Source organism: Chitinophagales bacterium, assembly GCA_041392475.1.
GTDB lineage: Bacteria > Bacteroidota > Bacteroidia > Chitinophagales > UBA2359 > JAUHXA01.
In genome coordinates this window covers 1-19162 of record JAWKLZ010000001.1, presented here as the reverse complement: position 1 = coordinate 19162, position 19162 = coordinate 1, and the positions used below count along the sequence as shown (strand labels likewise).

Below are 19162 nucleotides of genomic sequence, written 5' to 3'. Positions count from 1 at the left end.
ATAAAAAATAAAAATCATCCTTATATTGAGCCAAATAAAATGACAAGTGGAGGCTCATGCAAAAAAAGAAAATATTACTCATCGGTTGGGATGCAGCAGATTGGAAAGCCATCAATCCCATGATGGATGCAGGTTTGATGCCAAATTTAGAAAAACTGGTAAATGAAGGAGTTATGGGGAATTTAGCGACCCTCGACCCACCTCTTTCTCCCATGTTGTGGACTTCAATCGGTACGGGTAAGCGTCCCTACAAACATGGTATTTGGGGATTTTCGGAGCCTCGACCCGATGGAAAAGGGATTCGCCCCGTCTTGAACACTTCCCGAAAGTGCAAGGCAATTTGGAACATGCTCACACAAGAAAACTACAAAACCCATGTAATCGGTTGGTGGCCCTCCCACCCTGCCGAACCCATCAATGGGACGATGGTTTCAAATTTTTACCAAAAAGCCCATTACCCCAAAGAAAACGAACAACTGACAGAATGGCCCATGATGCAAGGAACTGTGCATCCTGCTAGCAAATCTGACCTGTTCGCCAAAATGAGAGTACATCCCCAAGAATTGACTGCCAATCATTTGCTACCATTTTTGCCGAATGCTCCCAACATGAAGCAGGATGACAAACGCACCCAAAAACGCATTCATTCGGTGGCAAAAATTATTGCAGACTGTTCTACGATTCACTCGGCTGCAACCTACATTATGGAATACGAAGAGTGGGATTTTTTGGGCGTTTACTACGATGCCATTGACCACTTTGGGCATGGATTCATGAAATTTCATCCTCCAAAACAAGACCACATCCCACAAGATTTGTACGATGATTACCATTATGTTATCACCGCAGGTTATCGCTACCACGATATGATGTTGGGCAGATTGATGGAATTAGCAGGAGAAGATACCACGATTATGCTGATTTCAGATCACGGTTTCCATCCCGATCATTTGCGCCCAAAAGCGATTCCTAAAGAACCTGCTGGGCCTGCTTTGGAGCATAGCCCCTATGGGATTGTGGTCATCAAAGGCCCGAACATTAAAAAAGATGAGCGCATTTATGGGGCGAGTTTGTTGGATATTACTCCTACGGTTTTGGCGATGTTGGATTTGCCAGTAGGAGAAGATATGGACGGAAAGGTGCTGTCGGATGCTTTTATCAAACCTCCAGAGTTAAAATCAGTAGATAGCTGGGAAAACATTGAAGGAGAATGTGGTATGCACGACAAGGATGTTTTGCACGACCCCTATATGGATGCAGAAGCATTGGAGCAATTGGTGGAGTTGGGCTATATTGACAAACCCGATGAGAATGCCGAAAAAGCCATCAAAAAAACGGTGGATGAAAACCATTTTTGGTTGGCTCGAAGCTATATGAATGGACAAATGTATGAGGAAGCTTTGTCGATTTTGGAGCGGCTCTTCAATGAGCGACCTGATCAAACCCGCTATGGTTTTCGTTTGATGCGTTGTTATGAATACCTCAATCGGATTGATGATGCCCAACAAACCCTGCAAGTATTGAAGGGGCATATACCGCAAGAAGGTGCAGGTTTGCATTTGATGGAAGGGAATTTGCATTTGCTGCAAAACAATGCAGATTTGGCTTTGGAGCAACTATTGAAGGCTGAGGTGAAAGCTCCAGACAACCCGAATATTCACCTACTTTTGGGACAGGCCTATTTGAAGCTGAATCGGTACATTGATGCTGAACGTGCTTTTTTGAAAGCTTTAAACATTGACCCTCAAAGCCATCGAGCGCATTATGGCTTGGGTTTGAGCTATTTGAGGCGGGGTTTGTATGAGGAAGCTGCACAAAGTTTGGTTGAGGCGATTGCGTTGATTTATTATTTCCCATTGGCGCACTACAATTTAGGCGAAGCACTGTATCAACTCGGTGATTTTGAAGGGGCTGCACATGCTTATGAGGTGAGTTTGAGTATGAACGAAAACATCAGTAAGGCGCGTCAAAAATTGGCGGTGACTTATGAACATCAACTCGATCAGCCTGAAAAAGCGGCGGTAGTTAGTGAAGAATTAGTGGCTCGAACACTGAAAGAAATTGTAGTGGTATCGGGTTTGCCTCGTTCGGGTACTTCAATGATGATGCAAATGTTGGACAAAGGAGGAATTGCGCCTTTTACCGACAAAAAACGGGAGGCGGATGAAAGCAACCCCAAAGGCTATTACGAACATGATGCGGTGAAGGGCTTGTCGTCGGACAAAAAGTTTTTGAAGGATATTGAAGAAAATCAGGTGGTCAAAATCATTGCTCAGTTGTTATTTCAATTGCCGCTTCGCTACCGCTATAAGGTGATTTTTATGGAGCGTGATTTGGATGAAGTGGTTCAATCTCAGCAACACATGCTCGACCGTCTGGCAGAAAAAAGCGACAAAAAAATGCCCCCTCGCCGCCCAAATCGTATGAAACGTGCATTCCAACAGGCATTGACCCGTGTTGGCAATTGGCAACAGCAAATGCCCAACGTAGAAGTTTGTTTTATTCCTTATACAGAGGCGATTGCGAATCCAATGGAAGTGGCTAAAAAAGTGAATGAATTTTTGGGTGGTGAATTGGATGTGAGGGCTATGGCGAGTGTGGTGGATAAAAGTTTGTATCGGGAAAAAATTGAAGAATAAGGACTTAGAAGTCAAAAATCATGGCTATTGAAAAATCCAAAATATTAGTATTGCTGCCTGCCTTCAATGAGGCTTCTGTTATTAGAAGTGTGATACAAGGAATAAGAAATGTTGGTTATCCAAATGTATGTGTGGTAAATGATGGCAGTTCAGATGATACGTTATTGAATGCGCTTCATTCGGGTGCTATCGTTTTGTCGCATTGCATCAATCGAGGTGCTGGTGCAGCAGCGCAGACAGGAATTGCATATGCCAATAAACATCACTTCCCATTTATCATTATGATGGACAGCGATGGGCAGCATTTGGTAGAAGATATTGAAAAGTTGTGCTTTGCGATGGAAAACACGATGGCGGATATTGTGATAGGCAATCGTTTTGCCTTACAATCGAATGCAATTCCAAATCAGCGAATTGTTTATAATTCTTTAGCAAATATCTTCACCAACCTTTTTTGCAGTAAAAAGTACAGCGATACGCAATCGGGCTTTAGGTTGTTGAATAGAAAGGCAATTGAAAACTTACAACTTAAAAATAGAGGCTTTGGTTATTGCAGTGAAATGCTCATTGAGGCAGAAAAAAACGGGCTTCAAATTGCAGAAACTCCTATACAGGTAATTTATAACGAATACTCTATGAGTAAAGGACAAAATTTATTTGTAGGTTTCAAGACTGCTGCCAATATACTCTGGCGGATTGTTTTTAATTAATCATCATTTATCATGGAAATTCGCTACTTTCAAATCATCATTCCAATCTTTTCTTTACTGTTCATATTGAAGCAGATAAAAGAATATAGCAATAGAAAATCGGGGATTTACGAAGCTATTTTAATCGTTGTCCTTTGGGCAGGAGTAATGGCAGTGGCTTTATTTCCTGATTTTTTCTCGGAATTAATAGCCAAGGTTTTCGGTATCAAAGACAACATCAATGCTATTCTATTTTTTGCGATAGGAGTGCTATTTTACTTTCAACTTCAACTGTTTAAGATGGTGAAAAAACAAGATGAAACCTTGACGGAGTTGGTTCGAAAAATAGCATTGGAGCATCCTCAAAAAATAAACGAAAATCAAAATTGATATGAAAATCCTGTTCGTTCTCGAACATTTTTATCCTTATATCGGAGGGGCTGAAAAACTCTTTTATGTACTGACTACTGCTTTGGCAAAAAACGGCTACAAAGTGGTGGTAGTGACAACACGATTTGAAAAAGAATTATCCAAAGAAGAAGTCCACAAAGGGGTGCATATCATTCGGTTGAACTGCTGGAATCGCTATGCGTTCACTTTGTTTAGCCTGCCAAAAATTCTTCAACACGCCCAAGATGCACATCTAATACATACTACTACTTACAATGCTGCGCTGCCTGCCATCATTGCAGGGAAAATCAGACAAAAGCCTGTGTTTGTGACCTTTCACGAAGTTTGGGGAGAACTTTGGAAGCGGCTGCCTTTCACCTCTTTTCTTCAAAAATACAGTTACTATTTTTTTGAAAAACTGCTACTTCACCTTCCCTTTTATCGGTACATAGCCGTTTCGGATTTTACTGCAAAGGCATTGCAGCAAAACGGCATTTCGAGCGATAAAATAGTACGCATTTACAATGGTTTGGAATATAATGCTTTCCATTTTTCGCCAACAGCTTCAACGGCAACTTTTACCTACACTTACTTTGGCAGATTGGGTATTTCAAAAGGCTTGGACTTATTGATACCTGCGGCAGCCGAATTCAGAAAACTTTTTCCCAATACGACTTTGAAGTTGATTCTCCCAAAAAAGCCCAAAGCTTTTTTTGACAAAATCATGAGGCTGGTAAAAGAATATGAACTTGAAGATTATATTGACTTCAAACACAACTTATTGAAGGAAGATTTGTATCAGGAACTGTTGCAGTCTTCCTGTGTGGTAATTTCGTCTTATAGCGAAGGATTTTGTTTTGCAGCGGCCGAAGCAGTTGCCTTAGAAGTACCGATTGTTTCTTCGCATCAAGGAGCATTGCCCGAAGTGGTTAGCGGCAAATTTGTGGTGATGGAGAAAATGACGATAACGGCTTTGGTAGCAGCTTTGGAGGAAGCATATCATGAAAATTGGCAACACAAACCGATTCGATATTTTCCATTGAAGGAAACGGTGGAGGCTTATCAGAATCTTTACAAACTCAGTTTCAACAACTCTATCCACACATTTTTCTGACCATAAGTTTTTTCAATATTTCCTTTCTCAATCATTTATGAAAAGATTTGGAAAGGAAATAACTTTTATCACATGGAGGCTGTTTTAAACCCGATTTGTTGAGAAGCGGCTTTTGTCGCATCAATCATTTCCGTTAATATTTGCCGAATATTGTACTGATAGGCAAAGTTTGGATAGTGACTTCTAAATTTAGAAATATCCGAAACGTACCATATATGATCACCAATACGGGCTTTATCAGAAAGAGTAAAATTTAAGCGGTGACTACTTATTTCTTCAATACTTTTGATGGCTTCTAAAATGGAGATGTTGGAATGTCGAGAGCCTCCTATATTATATACTTCACCAGATATGGGTGCTTTGTAGTATTCCCAAAAAGCATTGATTAGGTCAATACTGTGGATATTGTCTCGTACCTGTTTGCCTTTGTGTCCATAAATAGTGTAAGGTTTTCCACTGATAGCACATTTGACCAAATAGGCTAAAAATCCATGCAATTCTGCACCTTGATGTGTTGGCCCTGTCAAACATCCACCTCGAAAAGCAACCGTATTCATTCCAAAATACCGCCCATATTCTTGAACCATCATATCCGCAGCAATTTTACCCACTCCAAAAATACTGTGTATAGACTGATCGATAGACATTTCTTCGGCTATCCCATTTTGAAAATAAGGATGAGATTCATCCAATTCCCAGCGATATTCGTGTTCGATAAGCGGCAGTTTGTTGGGTGTGTCTCCATAAACTTTATTGGTACTCGTGAAAATAAAAGCTGCTTTGTTGCAATATTTTCGGGTCATCTCCAGCAGGTTAGCAGTTCCTGTTGCGTTGATAGAAAAATCGGTTAGAGGTTCTTTTGCAGCCCAATCATGTGAAGGCTGTGCCGCAGCATGAATAATTAGTTTTATATCAGAACTATAGGTTGCAAAAATCTTGTTCAATCCATCAATATCTCGAATATCTGTATCAAATGATTGATAATTTTTCAGAGTAGCATTTAGTTTTTCATCTACGTGTTTGGTGCTGGCTTCTACTCCAAAAAAATATTTTCGCATATCATTGTCTATACCAATTATGCGAAACCCTTTGGAGTGGAAAAACTTGCAAGCCTCGCTTCCAATCAGTCCCGAGGAACCTGTAATAATCGCAGTATTCATACTATATTGTTTTTTTTGTAATGTTCAAGAAATGAAGAGCGGATTATGTCTGCCGAAAAATATTTTTTCCAAACCTTCAAACTGTTATCTCCCAGACTTTTGCGATAGGTAGAATCTGATAATTTCTGCATTGCAGTTTCCAATACTTCAATGTTGTCATCTATGAGAACTTCTGCGAATGGAGAGTCCTTGTTTAATTCTGCAAACTTGATGATAGATGCAATCTTAGGAGCTTGTAGGATGATAGGTAGTCCAGTAGAAAGATAATCTACCAGCTTGCTCGGAAAGGAGCATTGAATCATGTCCTGTTCACCCTTATCAAAATACATGGGCAAATATAGTATGTCTGCCTGTTCTTTACACCAACTCAGCAAATCTTCATTCTTCAAAAAACCATTAGCTTCAACATTTTTACTTTTCAGTCCATTCGCTTCAAAAAAAGACAAATCTCTATTCGTAAAAAGCACCAACCTCATTTCTTTTTTATCCAAAATATGGGCTAAATCAATTAAGGAAGGTTGATTTCCCCAAATATTTCCAAAATAGACGACAGTTAAGGGGTTTTTATCTTCTTTCTGTTGTTTTTCAAGACGCACTGTACTTTCATTGCCAATGGGGTACAAGACATCAGAATGAATGCCTGTTTGACGATAATAATACCTTTCCATTGTAGGACTGATACAAAATCGCTTTCGAGCGTATTGAAATACTTCTTTAAATTTAGGCTGTAAATAAGCACAAACATTTTTATTGCCAACATTGGGTTCCCAACGGTCGTGCAACACGAGGTCTAAGGGTATTTTTAATTCTTTGGATATCAAGTAAGCAATGTACCAATGAATATTCATCGTAAGACTTAGGATAATATCGGGCTGAAAGGCTTCTACCTCTTTTATGATGGAGTTTTTGCAGGCTTTAAAAAAAGGTTTGTAATGCCACCATTTTTGAAATATTCGCACTGGAGGATATTTTGAAGTAGGGTGGTTTGCCGTAGGAAAACCATTGTGTTCTTCAATGATGTAATATTTGACATTTGGCAGTCTTTTGATTTGAGAATCTGTTCCTCTGCTTTTATGAGAACCGATAACCAATAGCTTTTCAGGAGGGTATTTTTTAAAAAGTCTGTAAAACAGTATATGACTCCCTGTTAGTTCTTCAAAGGTAACAGCACCGATAAAGGCTATTTTTGGAAGATTGTTTTTCATGTATTTTATTTTTTTTGAGGTGTACTCATTGAAGTATAAATCCAGTGTTACTATCAAGAAGCTGCATATCCACGAGCTTGCAAATCAAAAAGTTGTGCATATTTTCCATTTTTTTCAATCAATTCAGTATGACTACCCTCTTCCAATTTCTGACCATTCTCCAAAAACAATATCCGATCTGCCATCCGAACCGTACTGAATCTATGCGATATAATCACCCCCGTCTTTCCTTTCATCAATTCTGAAAAACGCAGAAAAACTTCATGCTCGGCTCGGGCATCCAATGCAGCCGTTGGTTCATCTAAAATAACTACTTGAGCATCGCTTCGCATATAAGCACGAGCCAAGGCGATTTTTTGCCATTGTCCACCCGACAATTCTGTTCCTTTCTTGAAACCTCTACCCAACATCTGGTCATATTTATCCTCTAATTGATCTATTACTGTATCGGCAAGTCCTTTTGCTGCTGCTGTTTCAATCAACTCTTGATTGTCAAACTCCTTCACATTTCCCACTGCAATGTTGTCTCTTGCAGTAAAAATAAAGCGAACAAAATCTTGGAAAATCACTCCAATTTTGGAGCGATACGCCTCATAATCGTATTCTTTGATGTCAATTCCATTCAATAAAATACGCCCACTACTTGGCGTATAAAGGCGAGCGAGCAGTTTTACCAAAGTCGTTTTACCTGCACCATTTTCCCCAACAAGAGCGATTTTTTCACCTGTGTTCAACTCAAAACTCAAATTTTTAAGTGCATATTTATTTGTCCCTGGATATTTGAAACTCACATTTTCAAAAACAAAGTTGAATTGATTGGCAGGTGGTAGCGATTTAGTGCCTTTATTATCAATATCCAGCGGCTGGAGGGTAAACAGGTCAAACAAATCTTGAAGATAAAGAGCAATGTCATTGATTTGAGAAAACCTCCCTACACTGGCCTGCAAGGAACTCTGCATTCGCTGAAACACCCCCGCTAAAAAGGTCATGGTTCCGAGCGTGATAGCTCCTTTCACTGTTTCCAGCACGACAAAGATATAAATCCCGTAATAAGCCACTGCCCCTAGAACACCGAATATCATACCTGCCATAGTTCGCCTAATAGCCAATTTTTTATTGGCTTCATAATAACGGTTAGCTATATTTGCAAAACGATTGGTAATATAGTTTTCAAGACCAAAAATTTTAATCTCCTTTGCCGTGTAATGGCTAGAGCCTATAAGTCTTAAATAGTCCAATTCTCTCCGTTGTGGAGTCCAAGAATGGGTAAGAGAATAGTTTTCTTGGTTAAAATAATTTTCCAAAAAGAAGGCAGGTACAATCCCCGCACACATCACCAACAACAACCATGGGCGAAAGGTCATGATGGCTCCCGTTAGGAAAACAAGCGTTACCATATCCTGCAATTGGGATAAAACCATGGACATCAGCAAGGTGCGATTGCCCGTTTGTTCGCGAGCACGTTCCAGTGTATCGTAAAAATCGGGATTTTCAAAATAGTACAAATCCAAAGTTGCAGCATGTCTGATGATTCGCTCCGAAACTTCATTGCTCACCAAATTTCCCAACAATGTATCTGCTAATGCCACAAGGCTAGCCAATGAAGTGGTCAAAATGACCAATGCCAAACCAATTACAATCCAAAGCATTAAAAACTGCAATGCTTCCCAATTGTAAGCAGCCCCCTCAATGTCTATCAATCGAACCACTTCATCTACCACCATCTTTCCTGCAAAAAGAATGGCAATAGGAATGACAGCCTGAATCAAACGCAATGCAATGTTTAATACGGTATAACTTGCATTGGTTTCCCATATTATCTTGAAGAATGGCGGGATATTGCGAAGTGCACCAATTTGAATTATGAGGTTTTTTAATCTTTTCTTTATGTTGCTCACATTTATTTTTTTAAAATTAGCTGTTAGGGATTTACCAAAACGGGTTCAGGGATAACTGAACGGTAAATACTTCTGCTGATAATCAAAGCATAAGTCAAAAAATAGCGGCGAAATGGAAGATACCGCCATACATCATTGCGTAGAAACGCAGCAAGGTTTTTTAGACCTTTTCCGCCTTCACTAACATATACTTCAAGCAAGCGTTTTCCGTAATACTCCAAAAAAGTCTGTCCAAATGCTCCTGTTTTGGCCAAGTTGAGTTTCTCTTTAATCAAGCTGTCCACTATCGGAAGTGTTTCGAGGTACACATCTCCTCTAAAAAATGCACAGATAGTTTTATGTTCATTTTCAGTCAAATCATCCATGCCGAGCCATGTTTTAAAATTATGGCGACTGATTCTGCTAAAATTATTTACTTGTACCGCATACTTTTGATTAGAAATATTCATTCCATGTTGCCGATAGTGATAAAGTGGTTTTTGGATACAATATGTCTTCGTTTTGGTTATCACTTCCGATAAGAATAAGAAATCTTCGGCTGCCAAATATCCCTTCTTATATCTGATTTTGTGATATTCCAAAACAGAGCGGCGTATCATACAAGTAGCATGGGTCATAGATGTAGAAAATAAGCTATTCAATTGAATTTCATTGTGCTTTTCTGTTCCCCAAAATATGCCTGTCTTGTATCCAAAAAAATGAACGCAAGTGCTGCATATACCGATTTCGGGGTGTTGCTCCATAAAATCAAATTGTATTTGAAGGCGGTCGGGTTCACTGATGTCATCCCCATCCATATACGCGACATATTTGCCAGTCGCTTTGGATAGTCCGAGATTTTTAGAATCTTCCTGCCCTCTGTTTTCGGGATGTTCAAAGTATCGAATTTTTGGTGAGGCAAAGTTATGGATAATGGATTTTGTATTATCAGTAGAGCCATCATTAATGATGATAAATTCAAAGTCAGCGAATGTTTGGTTCAACATACTCTGAATGGCTTCTTCCAAAAAAAGACCATCGTTGTAAGTACATAAGATGATGGAAATGAAAGGTTTTTGCATAAGATAAGTATGTGTACAAAATTAGGATGAATCAATGGATTTATGAATAGTCTGATAAGTACCTAATCAAAATTATTGGTACATTTCAAAAATCACAAAATGTTTATTATTAATCTCTTGTGAAGATTTTAATATCCTTTTAAATCTGGTTAGGTACTTAGTACGCAATCTTAAGTCTTGCTTCTCTCTTCCTGCTCAAGTCTTATTCATTGGCGTGCAATATTTCTAAATGTGGCATGCCCCAACATTCATAGCCCATTTCATAAGCCATAATGCCCAATCCTTCGGTTTCTATTTCACCTTGAAACTGTCTGTTTAGAATACCTCCTAATCCAAATTTTTTCAACAAATCCCTTTTCATAAAAAAATGATTGCTGGCTCGAATCAGTGGGCTTCGATGTCCAAACAAAAAGGTCGGAAAAACCAAACCTTCTCGGTGAATGTCTGCTTTCACCAGCAACATCGTTCCGCCTACCCCATGTATTTTCACCAGTTTTCCCTTTTCTTTCAAATCGGACAAAAAGTACTTACCTTTATCGCTCCAAGCATTCATATCATAGCTTTTTCCGCCGTATTCTTTGACCGTATTTGGGTGGACAATTTCTTTTTTTACTGCCAATAACTGTTCGATTACATCTTTTGGGTATTCAATCAAATCGACATCTAACCAAAGCACCCAGTCTTCGTCTTCCAAAGCTCTCGACAGTAAATAGTTTCTGCTTTTTGCCAAAATAGAACGACGTTCGATTTGAATGGAAGAAGACCAGCGAAAAAGCCCATCGGGAATCACAAAGGAATAATCTCTTTTCCAAATATTCGCTCTACGAAAAGTGGTATTCAACTCCAAAAGTTTCCCTTCAATAAAACCAAAAGTATCATCTCGGCTATCCCCTTCTAAGAAACCGAGACTGATTAATTCTTTTGGATAACTTAGGTTTTCCAATAATTGAAAATAAAGAGACAGGTGTTTTGTAGCATCTTTGACAGGGGTGAGGATTAGTATTTTATCTTTTGGTTGGTTCATTTGACAAAATTTCGATAAATACACTTTGCAATAATGAGCAAATATTTTTGATAATAAACTTTAAATGGAAGATTTTGCCAAGGCTTAGTCCTAAAAAAAGAAAACAAAGTAATAAACCCTTTGGGCGATTCAAAATTATAAGACCACATTAGTTTTTCCGAGTAAAACTTTTTGAAAGGCTTAACCAATTCAGAATCTGAGCTTTTTAGCTTTTCATACAAAATGAAATGTATTTTGTCTATTTCTTCAATTGTTAATTTATATGCGTTAAGTTTTGAGTGTATAAAAGAGTGTTCATCTCTTGGAAGATGAACGTTTAGAAGCTTTCTGAAAGCAATCTGGCTTATTTTAAGTGTATTTTCTTTTTGCAAATCTTTTTTCTCAATAGAAATATTCTTTCCATGCCAGCGATATCTGTACAGTGCTTTTTGAATACAGTATGCTTTTGTTTTTTCTAATAGTTTTAAAATAAAACAGTAGTCTTCCGCAGCTAAGAAACCTTGCTCATACTCAATACTGTGCTTTGTCAAAATATCTCTTCTTATCATCCAAGTAGGATGTGGCATTGGAGTAGAAAAAAGGGCTTGCAAACGAATATTTTCATCCGTCTCTACGGTTAACAATTCTCCATTCCTTTGCCCAAAAAAAGCAAGCCTTGTACTGCAAAGACCGATGTCCATATTTTTTTCCATAAATTCAACTTGAGTGGCAATACGTTCAAGTTCACTGATATCGTCCCCATCCATATAGGCAATGTATTTGCCTTTTGCTTTAGAGATACCCAGATTTTTGGAAAATTCTTGTCCTTGATTTTTTATATTTTCAATATATCGAATTTTTGAGGAGGCAAAGTTATGGATAATCGTTTTTGTGTCATCAGTTGAGCCATCATTGACGATGATAAATTCGATGTTTTTATACGATTGCTTCAATATGCTCTCTATGGCTTCGCCAATATAGTCTTCATCATTGTAGGTACACATCAGAATAGATACCAATGGATTTTTAGTGTTGTTGTCCATTATCTTGATTCCTATTTGCGGTATAAAGTCTATTAAAAAAAAGGCGATAGAACATTTTTTGAAAGAACTGCTTTACAACCGTTAACCTTTTATACAGCAATTTCCCCTCTCGTTTGGAATGCTCAAAATAGAACAGACGCACTTTCATCCAGAGTGGAGAAACATCTCCAAAATCAATTGCATAATCAAACGTACCTACTTTCATTCCCGACCAAAGACCCGCTCGACCAATGTGTTGAACAACAGAAGGTTTGGTGCATAAAATTGGGTAATTGTTTTCTTCCATCGCATCCCCTACCCTAAAATCGAAACTTAAATTTATCAATTTTGCTCTAATAATTTTCTGATACAAATTTTGATTGAAGAAAAAGTTGATTCCGCCCAAGGATTTTTTGATGTAGTAAGTTTCCTTTTCTTCAATAATTGGGTGTTGATACGCATTGAAACCCGTCACCAATATTTCTTCATTCTTGGATTGACCCAACTCATGCAGTTCCTTCAATGCACTTATCCAATGAGGCTGCACCAGTACATCGGGGTCTAAATTTGTCAAATATTTGCAATGGAAGTTTTCGGAAAGAAAATCCCAACCAAATTGTAGGTTTTCATACATTCGACAGCCTTCTTTTTCCTTTCTAAACGCTTTGATAACAGGCGTTTTTGCCAAGGTTAAGCTTTCCAAAAGTTGATTGGTGAGATAGTTCGTACTGTTATCATCAATCATCATGACAACTGTACTACTCAAATCGCTTTTTCGCAAACTCGCCAATGTTCGATGCAAATAGAAGGGACGATTATAGGTAGTAATCACCAAGCCCACTTCATAGGTTTTTTCCAGTGGTTGATTTGGATAAACGATGTCAAACAGTTCGGTCATGCTGATAAGCTCGAATTTATGGATTTTTCAAAACTATGTATCATTTTTTTCAGACGGTACAAAAGATGGGTCATTGGTCGAAACAAGCATCCCAATCGCCCTACTCCCAAGTCGTGAATATAGAAAGCTTCAAAATTAGCAGGAGCAATTTGGTAATACTTTTTGCTTTCTGCTGCAGAAGTGCTGACCAAACCTACATGCTGAAATAAAGAACGTGGTATCCGAAAAAAGAAACGTCCTTCTTTTTGACATTTCATTTCTATATATTTTTCTTGTAGCAAATCAACAGGCATGACAGTATATTTTTCTCGTAGCAAGTTGATAATTGGAGGTAAATCATTGCTTTTGAAGACAGCTCCTATTGTTCCCAAGGGGCAAACTCGAATCGCAATCCAATTGAAGTAACTCAGATAGCTGATGTCGTTCAAAATGTATTTTACAAAATTATCAGTAGTCCGAATATCATCATCCAATTGCACCACGTATTCTCCCAATGACATTGCCCTTTCTAATAAAATACTAAAATCAATATTCTGTTTGACCATCCATCGGTTATATCCATCTCCAACATCTTCTGGTAAATGTGGATAATCATTAGGGTTTGTCTTCTCTATAATCAAAACATTTTGAGCAATTTCATCTGCAAAACGCACTTTTACTTCTTCAATATAAGGCGAAATTTTCAACTCTGCATCCAATACAAAAACACAACACACACGTCTGTAGTCTTCATCCATACAGCTAAAAATAGACTCCAATGTTTTCAACAGTTCATTTTCAGGTCTTCCTAAAACCGTTGGAATCGCCAGTACAATTTTTTTAGGCATTGATTTCATTTTTTAAGAACTGAACATTCTCTTTTTACAAAAACCACAAGTTTTCTGCTTCTCAAATTTGCTCAAAATACGATTCTTTATTCAATCAATATTCTTTTCCAGCATAAATCCTTTTTCGAGTAGAGTCAAATGCAGGGTTTATTACACTACGGGTAGAATCCCACATTTCATGTCTGAGATCGGATAAATCAAGAATAGTGTGGATTAGGTCATCAGACATATACCGACAATGTATGCTGTTTGAAATATGATTTACTTTTTTAGGTTTTTTTTCTTTGTAGGTATCTGACAACCAAATAAAAAAAGGTATTTCAATCATATATATCGATCCACTTATCTCATTGTGTCCAAACATATCTCGATATTCATAAACTTCTTCGCCGTGGTCAGAAAGATAAAGCACAGCGGTTGCGTAATCTTTCTTTTTACTGATGATTTTTATCATTTCCGAGACGACCCAATCATTGTATAAAACAGCATTATCGTAGGAATCAACGATATTTTTTTTTGCTGAATCAAGAAAAGGTCTGTCTGCAAATAAACTACTGTCTACTTTGTGGTTAAATCTTGAAAAATTTTCGGGGTATCGCTCATCATACCATCCATGTGTTCCCATTAGGTGTAGAATAATCAGTTGATTAGATGTGGTGTCGTTTTGTATTACTTTCTCCAAATACGACAGTAAAACTCCATCAGGGGGATAAGCATTGGTTTTACGAAAATCTCTTGAAGAAACCACTCTATCATGGAAAATAGCAACATCTGCTTGATTTCCTAAAACAGTCCCAAAACGTGCCCAGATACCGAAAGTTTCTTGATTAGAAATCCAATAAGTTTTACTGCTACTTGCTTTGAATATATCAAACAGAGTAGGGTAGTCGTACCAATTGCCTTCATTGTCTTTGTTAAAATAGGTCAACACTTTTTTAAGAGTGGGAACAGTATGAGAATGAGGAGACATGACATCATCAAAAATGTATAAATCACCTCTCATTTTTTCAAGAAGTGGCGATGTCGGTCTTGGATATCCATATAGGCTCATGTGTGTGCGAGAGGTAGATTCTCCCATTATGATTACGGTGAGGTTTTTTTTTGAGGGAGAAATAGATTTTACTTTATGTTCCAAATTAAAATCTCGAACATTATCGGCTATTTCTTGATAGGCCTTAAGCTCCTTTTGATATTCGGGAATTGCTCGTAGAAACGTCAAGGTAGGTTGTAAGGCTCTCATACTTACGAATCCCTCTATTGGAGAGATAATAAACAGTGCCGTCATAGCAATTAAACTTGCGAAAAAAAAATGACCAATCGACGCTCTGATTTTGTCAAAAAACGAAGCTTGAAATATCCAATATGCTATAGCAGGTAATGCTAAGTAAAAATATACTGCCCAGGATTTCTCTCTATTGTGCATTTCGAGGAATTCAAAAATATCCGATTTGTTTGTTTCAAATAATACAAAAGCAAGACCTTTACTCATGTTTTGTTCATAATAGTTCAATAGAAATAAATCTGCCGTACAGATAAAAACATGAACAATCAAAATACCCCATACTGCGACTTGAAATAAAACCTTTCGATATTTAAAAATTGGAATAAGGAAACGTAAGGTACTGACCAATCCCCAGCAAAGAATTACCATCGTACAAACTCTAACCAATAACCCAATTGCTTCTTGCCATGTAGTAGTAGAATTTTCTGAAACAAGCGAAATAAGTGAAAAATAAAAAAATACAAAATAATAGAAGGAGTCCTTTTTAAATCCCTCAAATGCTTGTTGTAAAACTGAACATATTTTATTTAAAAATGTTATTTTTTCTTTCTTCATATTCTTTTTCTGAAAATTTTACACTCGCCACTTCCCAAATTTGCTCAAAATGTGGCTCATCAAAGGTATTTTTTCCATGAAAACAATAGGTATATAATTGTGGGAAATCCAACAGTGCAATCTTGCCGTTCAGCGATAATTGATTCACTGCATCAGATTCTTCTCCCCGCCTCGTTTCATGGTAAAGCGGCAATTTTTTGTTATTGCAAATCATAGAACCCTCCCAAAGTCTTCGTGCTGAATAACCGAATCTTTGCTTTGTAGGAAACCACAACTCTTCTCTTTGCAAGGTGCAACCGTCCAAATTCATTTTTTGTATCAAAGTCATTTGAAACAGTAGGCGATTGTAGTGCGAAAGGTCGTCATCATCCCATTGTGCCACAAATTCACCACGGGCTTTTTCACGGGATAAATTGCGTAAGACACCCAGTTTTTTGGATTTATCGGGCAAATGAAAAAATCGAATTTTCGAGTTTTTCAATCCTTCTACCCAATCTTTTAACTGCCTATCCTCTCCATCGTCAATGACAATCAACTCTCGATTTGGGTAAGATTGTCGCATGAAACATTCGACCGATTTTTTTGCCAATTGAAACCGATTTTTGGTGACCAAAAGACAGGAAACCAAAGGTAAAGCATCTTCTGATTGCTTTAATAATTTTTCAGATTCTTCTTCAAGGTTGATAGAAGCCTCTTTTCTGACTATGCCTTTTTTCAAAACTCTATACCAACAGTTTTCTGCTGTTGGAATCAAATCACTTGGTAATGCAAGAATAGAATAATGTCTTAAAAACAAATACCGTTGTTTGGGTGAAACAACAGAAATAGCAAGCCTTAAAAAATAGCCTATTTTTTGTCGAAAAGTCATTGAATAGGTCGGTTTAATAGTTGATCGTAAACTTTGAAAATCTTGGGAAAATTTACCCGCAGTTTGCCTGCAAAAATATCTATTCGACCAGGTTTTTTTACAAAATCTCGCCACCAAGTACCCGACCAATGATGAATGCCATAAGCCTCATTGGAAACAGATATGCCCGAATTGGACTTGTTTTTTAGATGGTCATATCCAATATTTTCATTGATGGGATAAAGCAATTCAGGCGGAATGAGTGTGATGGATTTTTTATCTTCAAACAAATCATAGCCCTGTGTCAGACAAAAGGGGCCCGTAGCCACCAAAGGGTTTTCTGCTTTATGGTTTTTGATTAACTGCAAAATCATATATTCCCAAAAAGGAGCTTTGGGAACGGATGCCATAAAAGCATTGCAGAGAATGTGTTTGAAACTATATTTTTGTAAAAAATTCTTCTCTAAATGGTCATTCGGTTCTAAACCAATCACTATTTTCTGATTCAAAATCAATGGTTCAATAGACTTCAATGCTTCAAAATCCAAATCAACATATAGTCCTCCAAAATGATACATCCAAAAATACCGAACCGAGTCGACCTGCATGATGGGTTTTGGGTAGCCATCATAAATGGGCAAAAACCAATCGTAATGTTTTTCTAAAAATGCCCGATTCATATCGTCTGTCCATAGGCGATACTCCCAATCAGGAAGATAGGTTTGCCAACTCTTTTGAAAAGGGAGGTACTGCTCAGGAATATTTATATCTTTCCACGTTTGGTGAATGAGTTTGGGAATCAGTGCATTCTTTTCCATTTTTTTGCTACTTCTGCCGCCTATAAATTGATGTAACCGCATTCTTTACTATCTTGAGTTTTTTTGGCAAAATCTGTGACTTGAAACTTTTGAAGTATATTGTTGAATACATGAAGTGTATGAAAATCAGCATACTCTCAAAAGAAAACTTCAAAAGTCTTTAACCTAAAACCATCTAATTAAAAAATATTAACTATGTTTGACTTCCATGCAAACTAAAATAAAACATGAAAGATATCACCTCAAATATAAGCTATATCATAGCTTTTAGAGCTACAAATATAGAAAGAATTGCAGCTTTGGTTTTTGTCCTAAAAAAACTCAGAAATTATTTTCCCGACTTAGAAATACTAGTAGTAGAGCAAGATAGTGAAGCCAAATTAGATTTGGATGCAAATTTGAATGTCAAACACCTTTTTATCTTCAATTCGGGCTTGTTCAATAAAGGTTGGTCTTTCAATCTAGCGGAGAAACACACCCAAAAATCGGTGCTTGCCTTTGGAGATGCAGATATTTTTTTGGAGAAAGAGGACTATCTTTCTTTCTTCAAATCGGCAGAAAATTTTGAAGCGATTACTCCTAATATGACAGAAGCCATCAATGTACGCATAAGTGATGCCAATACATTGAAGTACGAAAATATTGACAAACGACCATTGTTTGATACCTTTGCAGGAGGGCTGGTAATATTGACTCGTGAAGGTTTTGAAAAAATTGGAGGATGGGACGAAAGGTTTGAAGGTTGGGGCTGTGAAGACAATGCGGTTTCTCACGTCATTTACAACACTTTGACTTCAAAAACCTACTATTTCCCCATGTACCACATTGACCATCCTCGCTCACAACTAGATGGAAAGGAACAGGTCAAATACGAGGAAAACAAAAATTTAATGGCGGAAATTCTGTCTATGAACGAAACTCCACTTTTGAGATATATCCAATACCTTCAAGACCAAGAGAAGGGAATCGCAGAAAAATACACCCCTACTGCAAAGACAAAAGAAGCCTCAACTCACTCCAGACCATTGCAGTTTGTGTTGGCAATCACTACCTTCAATCGCTTGGACTACCTCAAAATCTGTATTCAATCTTTTTTAAAAACTCGAACTTCCTCTCCTATGGTTTCGTGGAAAATCATCGTAGCAGATGATGGCTCAATGGATGGAACTAAAGCCTATTTAGTCGAATTACAATCAAAACATCCTATCCACGTCATTTACAATGAAAGAATACAAATTCAAAATCAAGTCAATACGATTTTGAAGTATCTTACAACCATTGAGTTTGATGTTTGCTTCAAATCCGACGATGATGTGGTTTTTCGGCAGTCTGGTTGGGATATACTGTATTGGCAAACAATGGAAAGAACGGGCTACCAACATCTGGTTTATTACGACAAACGCTGGCGGCCTCATGCCAATCTTCAGCGTCCTATTTCCTTTGGTCATTTGGAATCCAATTGCCTTGCCGAAAATATTCAAGGAGCATTTTATACACTAACAAAAGCCATCATCCAACAGGTTGGGTATTTTGATACACAGCGATTTAGTGGAGTCGGTTTGGACCATGTGGATTACAGTTTTAGATGTTGTCGGGCGGGCTTCAATGTGTTAAAACATCCTTTTGATGTGAAGAATAGCAATGATTTTATTCGCCTTCAAGGTTTAGAATCCTATACAGGGGCATTGACTTCAAAATACAAATCCCTTTTCAACTCGAAAGAAACAGTAGAATACAAAAAAGAGGTGATGCAC

General features: G+C 37.7%; 16 protein-coding genes. 5 read left to right on the top strand and 11 right to left on the bottom strand.

Translation table 11 applies throughout. The features are described 5' to 3' along the window. Positions 1–56 precede the first annotated feature (56 nt). Genes R3E32_00080 through R3E32_00065 form a run of 4 tightly spaced genes read left to right on the top strand, consistent with a single transcriptional unit; the run spans position 57 to position 4832 of the window. A complete protein-coding gene (locus R3E32_00080; protein MEZ4883097.1) occupies positions 57–2639 on the top strand; it encodes an alkaline phosphatase family protein in 2583 nt (860 codons plus the stop codon). Between the two features lie 20 nt (positions 2640–2659). After that, positions 2660–3349 carry a glycosyltransferase family 2 protein gene (locus R3E32_00075; protein ID MEZ4883096.1) on the top strand — a complete coding sequence of 230 codons (690 nt, stop codon included), beginning with the start codon at positions 2660–2662 and terminating at the stop codon, positions 3347–3349. Between the two features lie 12 nt (positions 3350–3361). Continuing rightward, entirely contained in the window at positions 3362–3718 is a 357-nt protein-coding gene (locus tag R3E32_00070) for a DUF2304 domain-containing protein (GenBank protein ID MEZ4883095.1), read from the top strand. A gap of 1 nt (position 3719) precedes the next feature. Then, the gene (locus tag R3E32_00065; GenBank protein ID MEZ4883094.1) at positions 3720–4832 is read left to right on the top strand and encodes a glycosyltransferase family 4 protein; all 1113 of its coding nucleotides are present in this window, start codon (positions 3720–3722) and stop codon (positions 4830–4832) included. A gap of 68 nt (positions 4833–4900) precedes the next feature. On the opposite strand, the gene R3E32_00060 is transcribed toward R3E32_00065, so the two are convergent. The 11 genes from R3E32_00060 to R3E32_00010 form a co-directional block, all read right to left on the bottom strand. Next, positions 4901–5992, bottom strand: coding sequence for an NAD-dependent epimerase/dehydratase family protein (locus R3E32_00060; protein ID MEZ4883093.1), 1092 nt, complete (start codon positions 5990–5992; stop codon positions 4901–4903). After that, complete coding sequence (locus R3E32_00055; GenBank protein ID MEZ4883092.1) at positions 5989–7197, bottom strand: hypothetical protein; 1209 nt, start codon at positions 7195–7197, stop codon at positions 5989–5991. Before R3E32_00055 ends, R3E32_00060 begins: the two co-directional genes overlap by 4 nt. A 53-nt stretch (positions 7198–7250) precedes the next feature. After that, positions 7251–9095 (bottom strand): ABC transporter ATP-binding protein, encoded by a 1845-nt coding sequence (locus R3E32_00050; protein ID MEZ4883091.1) that lies wholly within the window; start codon positions 9093–9095, stop codon positions 7251–7253. Between the two features lie 23 nt (positions 9096–9118). After that, positions 9119–10156, bottom strand: coding sequence for a glycosyltransferase family 2 protein (locus R3E32_00045; protein ID MEZ4883090.1), 1038 nt, complete (start codon positions 10154–10156; stop codon positions 9119–9121). 202 nt (positions 10157–10358) lie between these two features. Further along, a complete protein-coding gene (locus R3E32_00040) occupies positions 10359–11180 on the bottom strand; it encodes a hypothetical protein (protein ID MEZ4883089.1) in 822 nt (273 codons plus the stop codon). Continuing rightward, positions 11177–12202: a glycosyltransferase family A protein gene (locus tag R3E32_00035; GenBank protein ID MEZ4883088.1), complete on the bottom strand. Its 1026-nt coding sequence runs from the start codon at positions 12200–12202 to the stop codon at positions 11177–11179. Before R3E32_00035 ends, R3E32_00040 begins: the two co-directional genes overlap by 4 nt. Beyond that, positions 12186–13079 carry a glycosyltransferase family 2 protein gene (locus tag R3E32_00030; protein MEZ4883087.1) on the bottom strand — a complete coding sequence of 298 codons (894 nt, stop codon included), beginning with the start codon at positions 13077–13079 and terminating at the stop codon, positions 12186–12188. Before R3E32_00030 ends, R3E32_00035 begins: the two co-directional genes overlap by 17 nt. After that, entirely contained in the window at positions 13076–13906 is an 831-nt protein-coding gene (locus R3E32_00025; protein ID MEZ4883086.1) for a hypothetical protein, read from the bottom strand. Before R3E32_00025 ends, R3E32_00030 begins: the two co-directional genes overlap by 4 nt. Before the next feature lie 94 nt (positions 13907–14000). Next, a complete protein-coding gene (locus R3E32_00020; GenBank protein ID MEZ4883085.1) occupies positions 14001–15743 on the bottom strand; it encodes a phosphoethanolamine transferase in 1743 nt (580 codons plus the stop codon). Then, on the bottom strand, positions 15712–16611 hold the full coding sequence (locus R3E32_00015; GenBank protein ID MEZ4883084.1) for a glycosyltransferase: 900 nt from the start codon (positions 16609–16611) through the stop codon (positions 15712–15714). Before R3E32_00015 ends, R3E32_00020 begins: the two co-directional genes overlap by 32 nt. Beyond that, positions 16608–17450, bottom strand: coding sequence for a glycosyltransferase (locus R3E32_00010; GenBank protein MEZ4883083.1), 843 nt, complete (start codon positions 17448–17450; stop codon positions 16608–16610). The genes R3E32_00015 and R3E32_00010 overlap by 4 nt, the downstream gene beginning before the upstream one ends. 185 nt (positions 17451–17635) lie before the next feature. Here R3E32_00010 and R3E32_00005 point away from each other — a divergent pair. Then, positions 17636–19162, top strand: a 1527-nt coding sequence (locus R3E32_00005; protein ID MEZ4883082.1) for a glycosyltransferase, incomplete at its 3' end; no start/stop codon positions are given.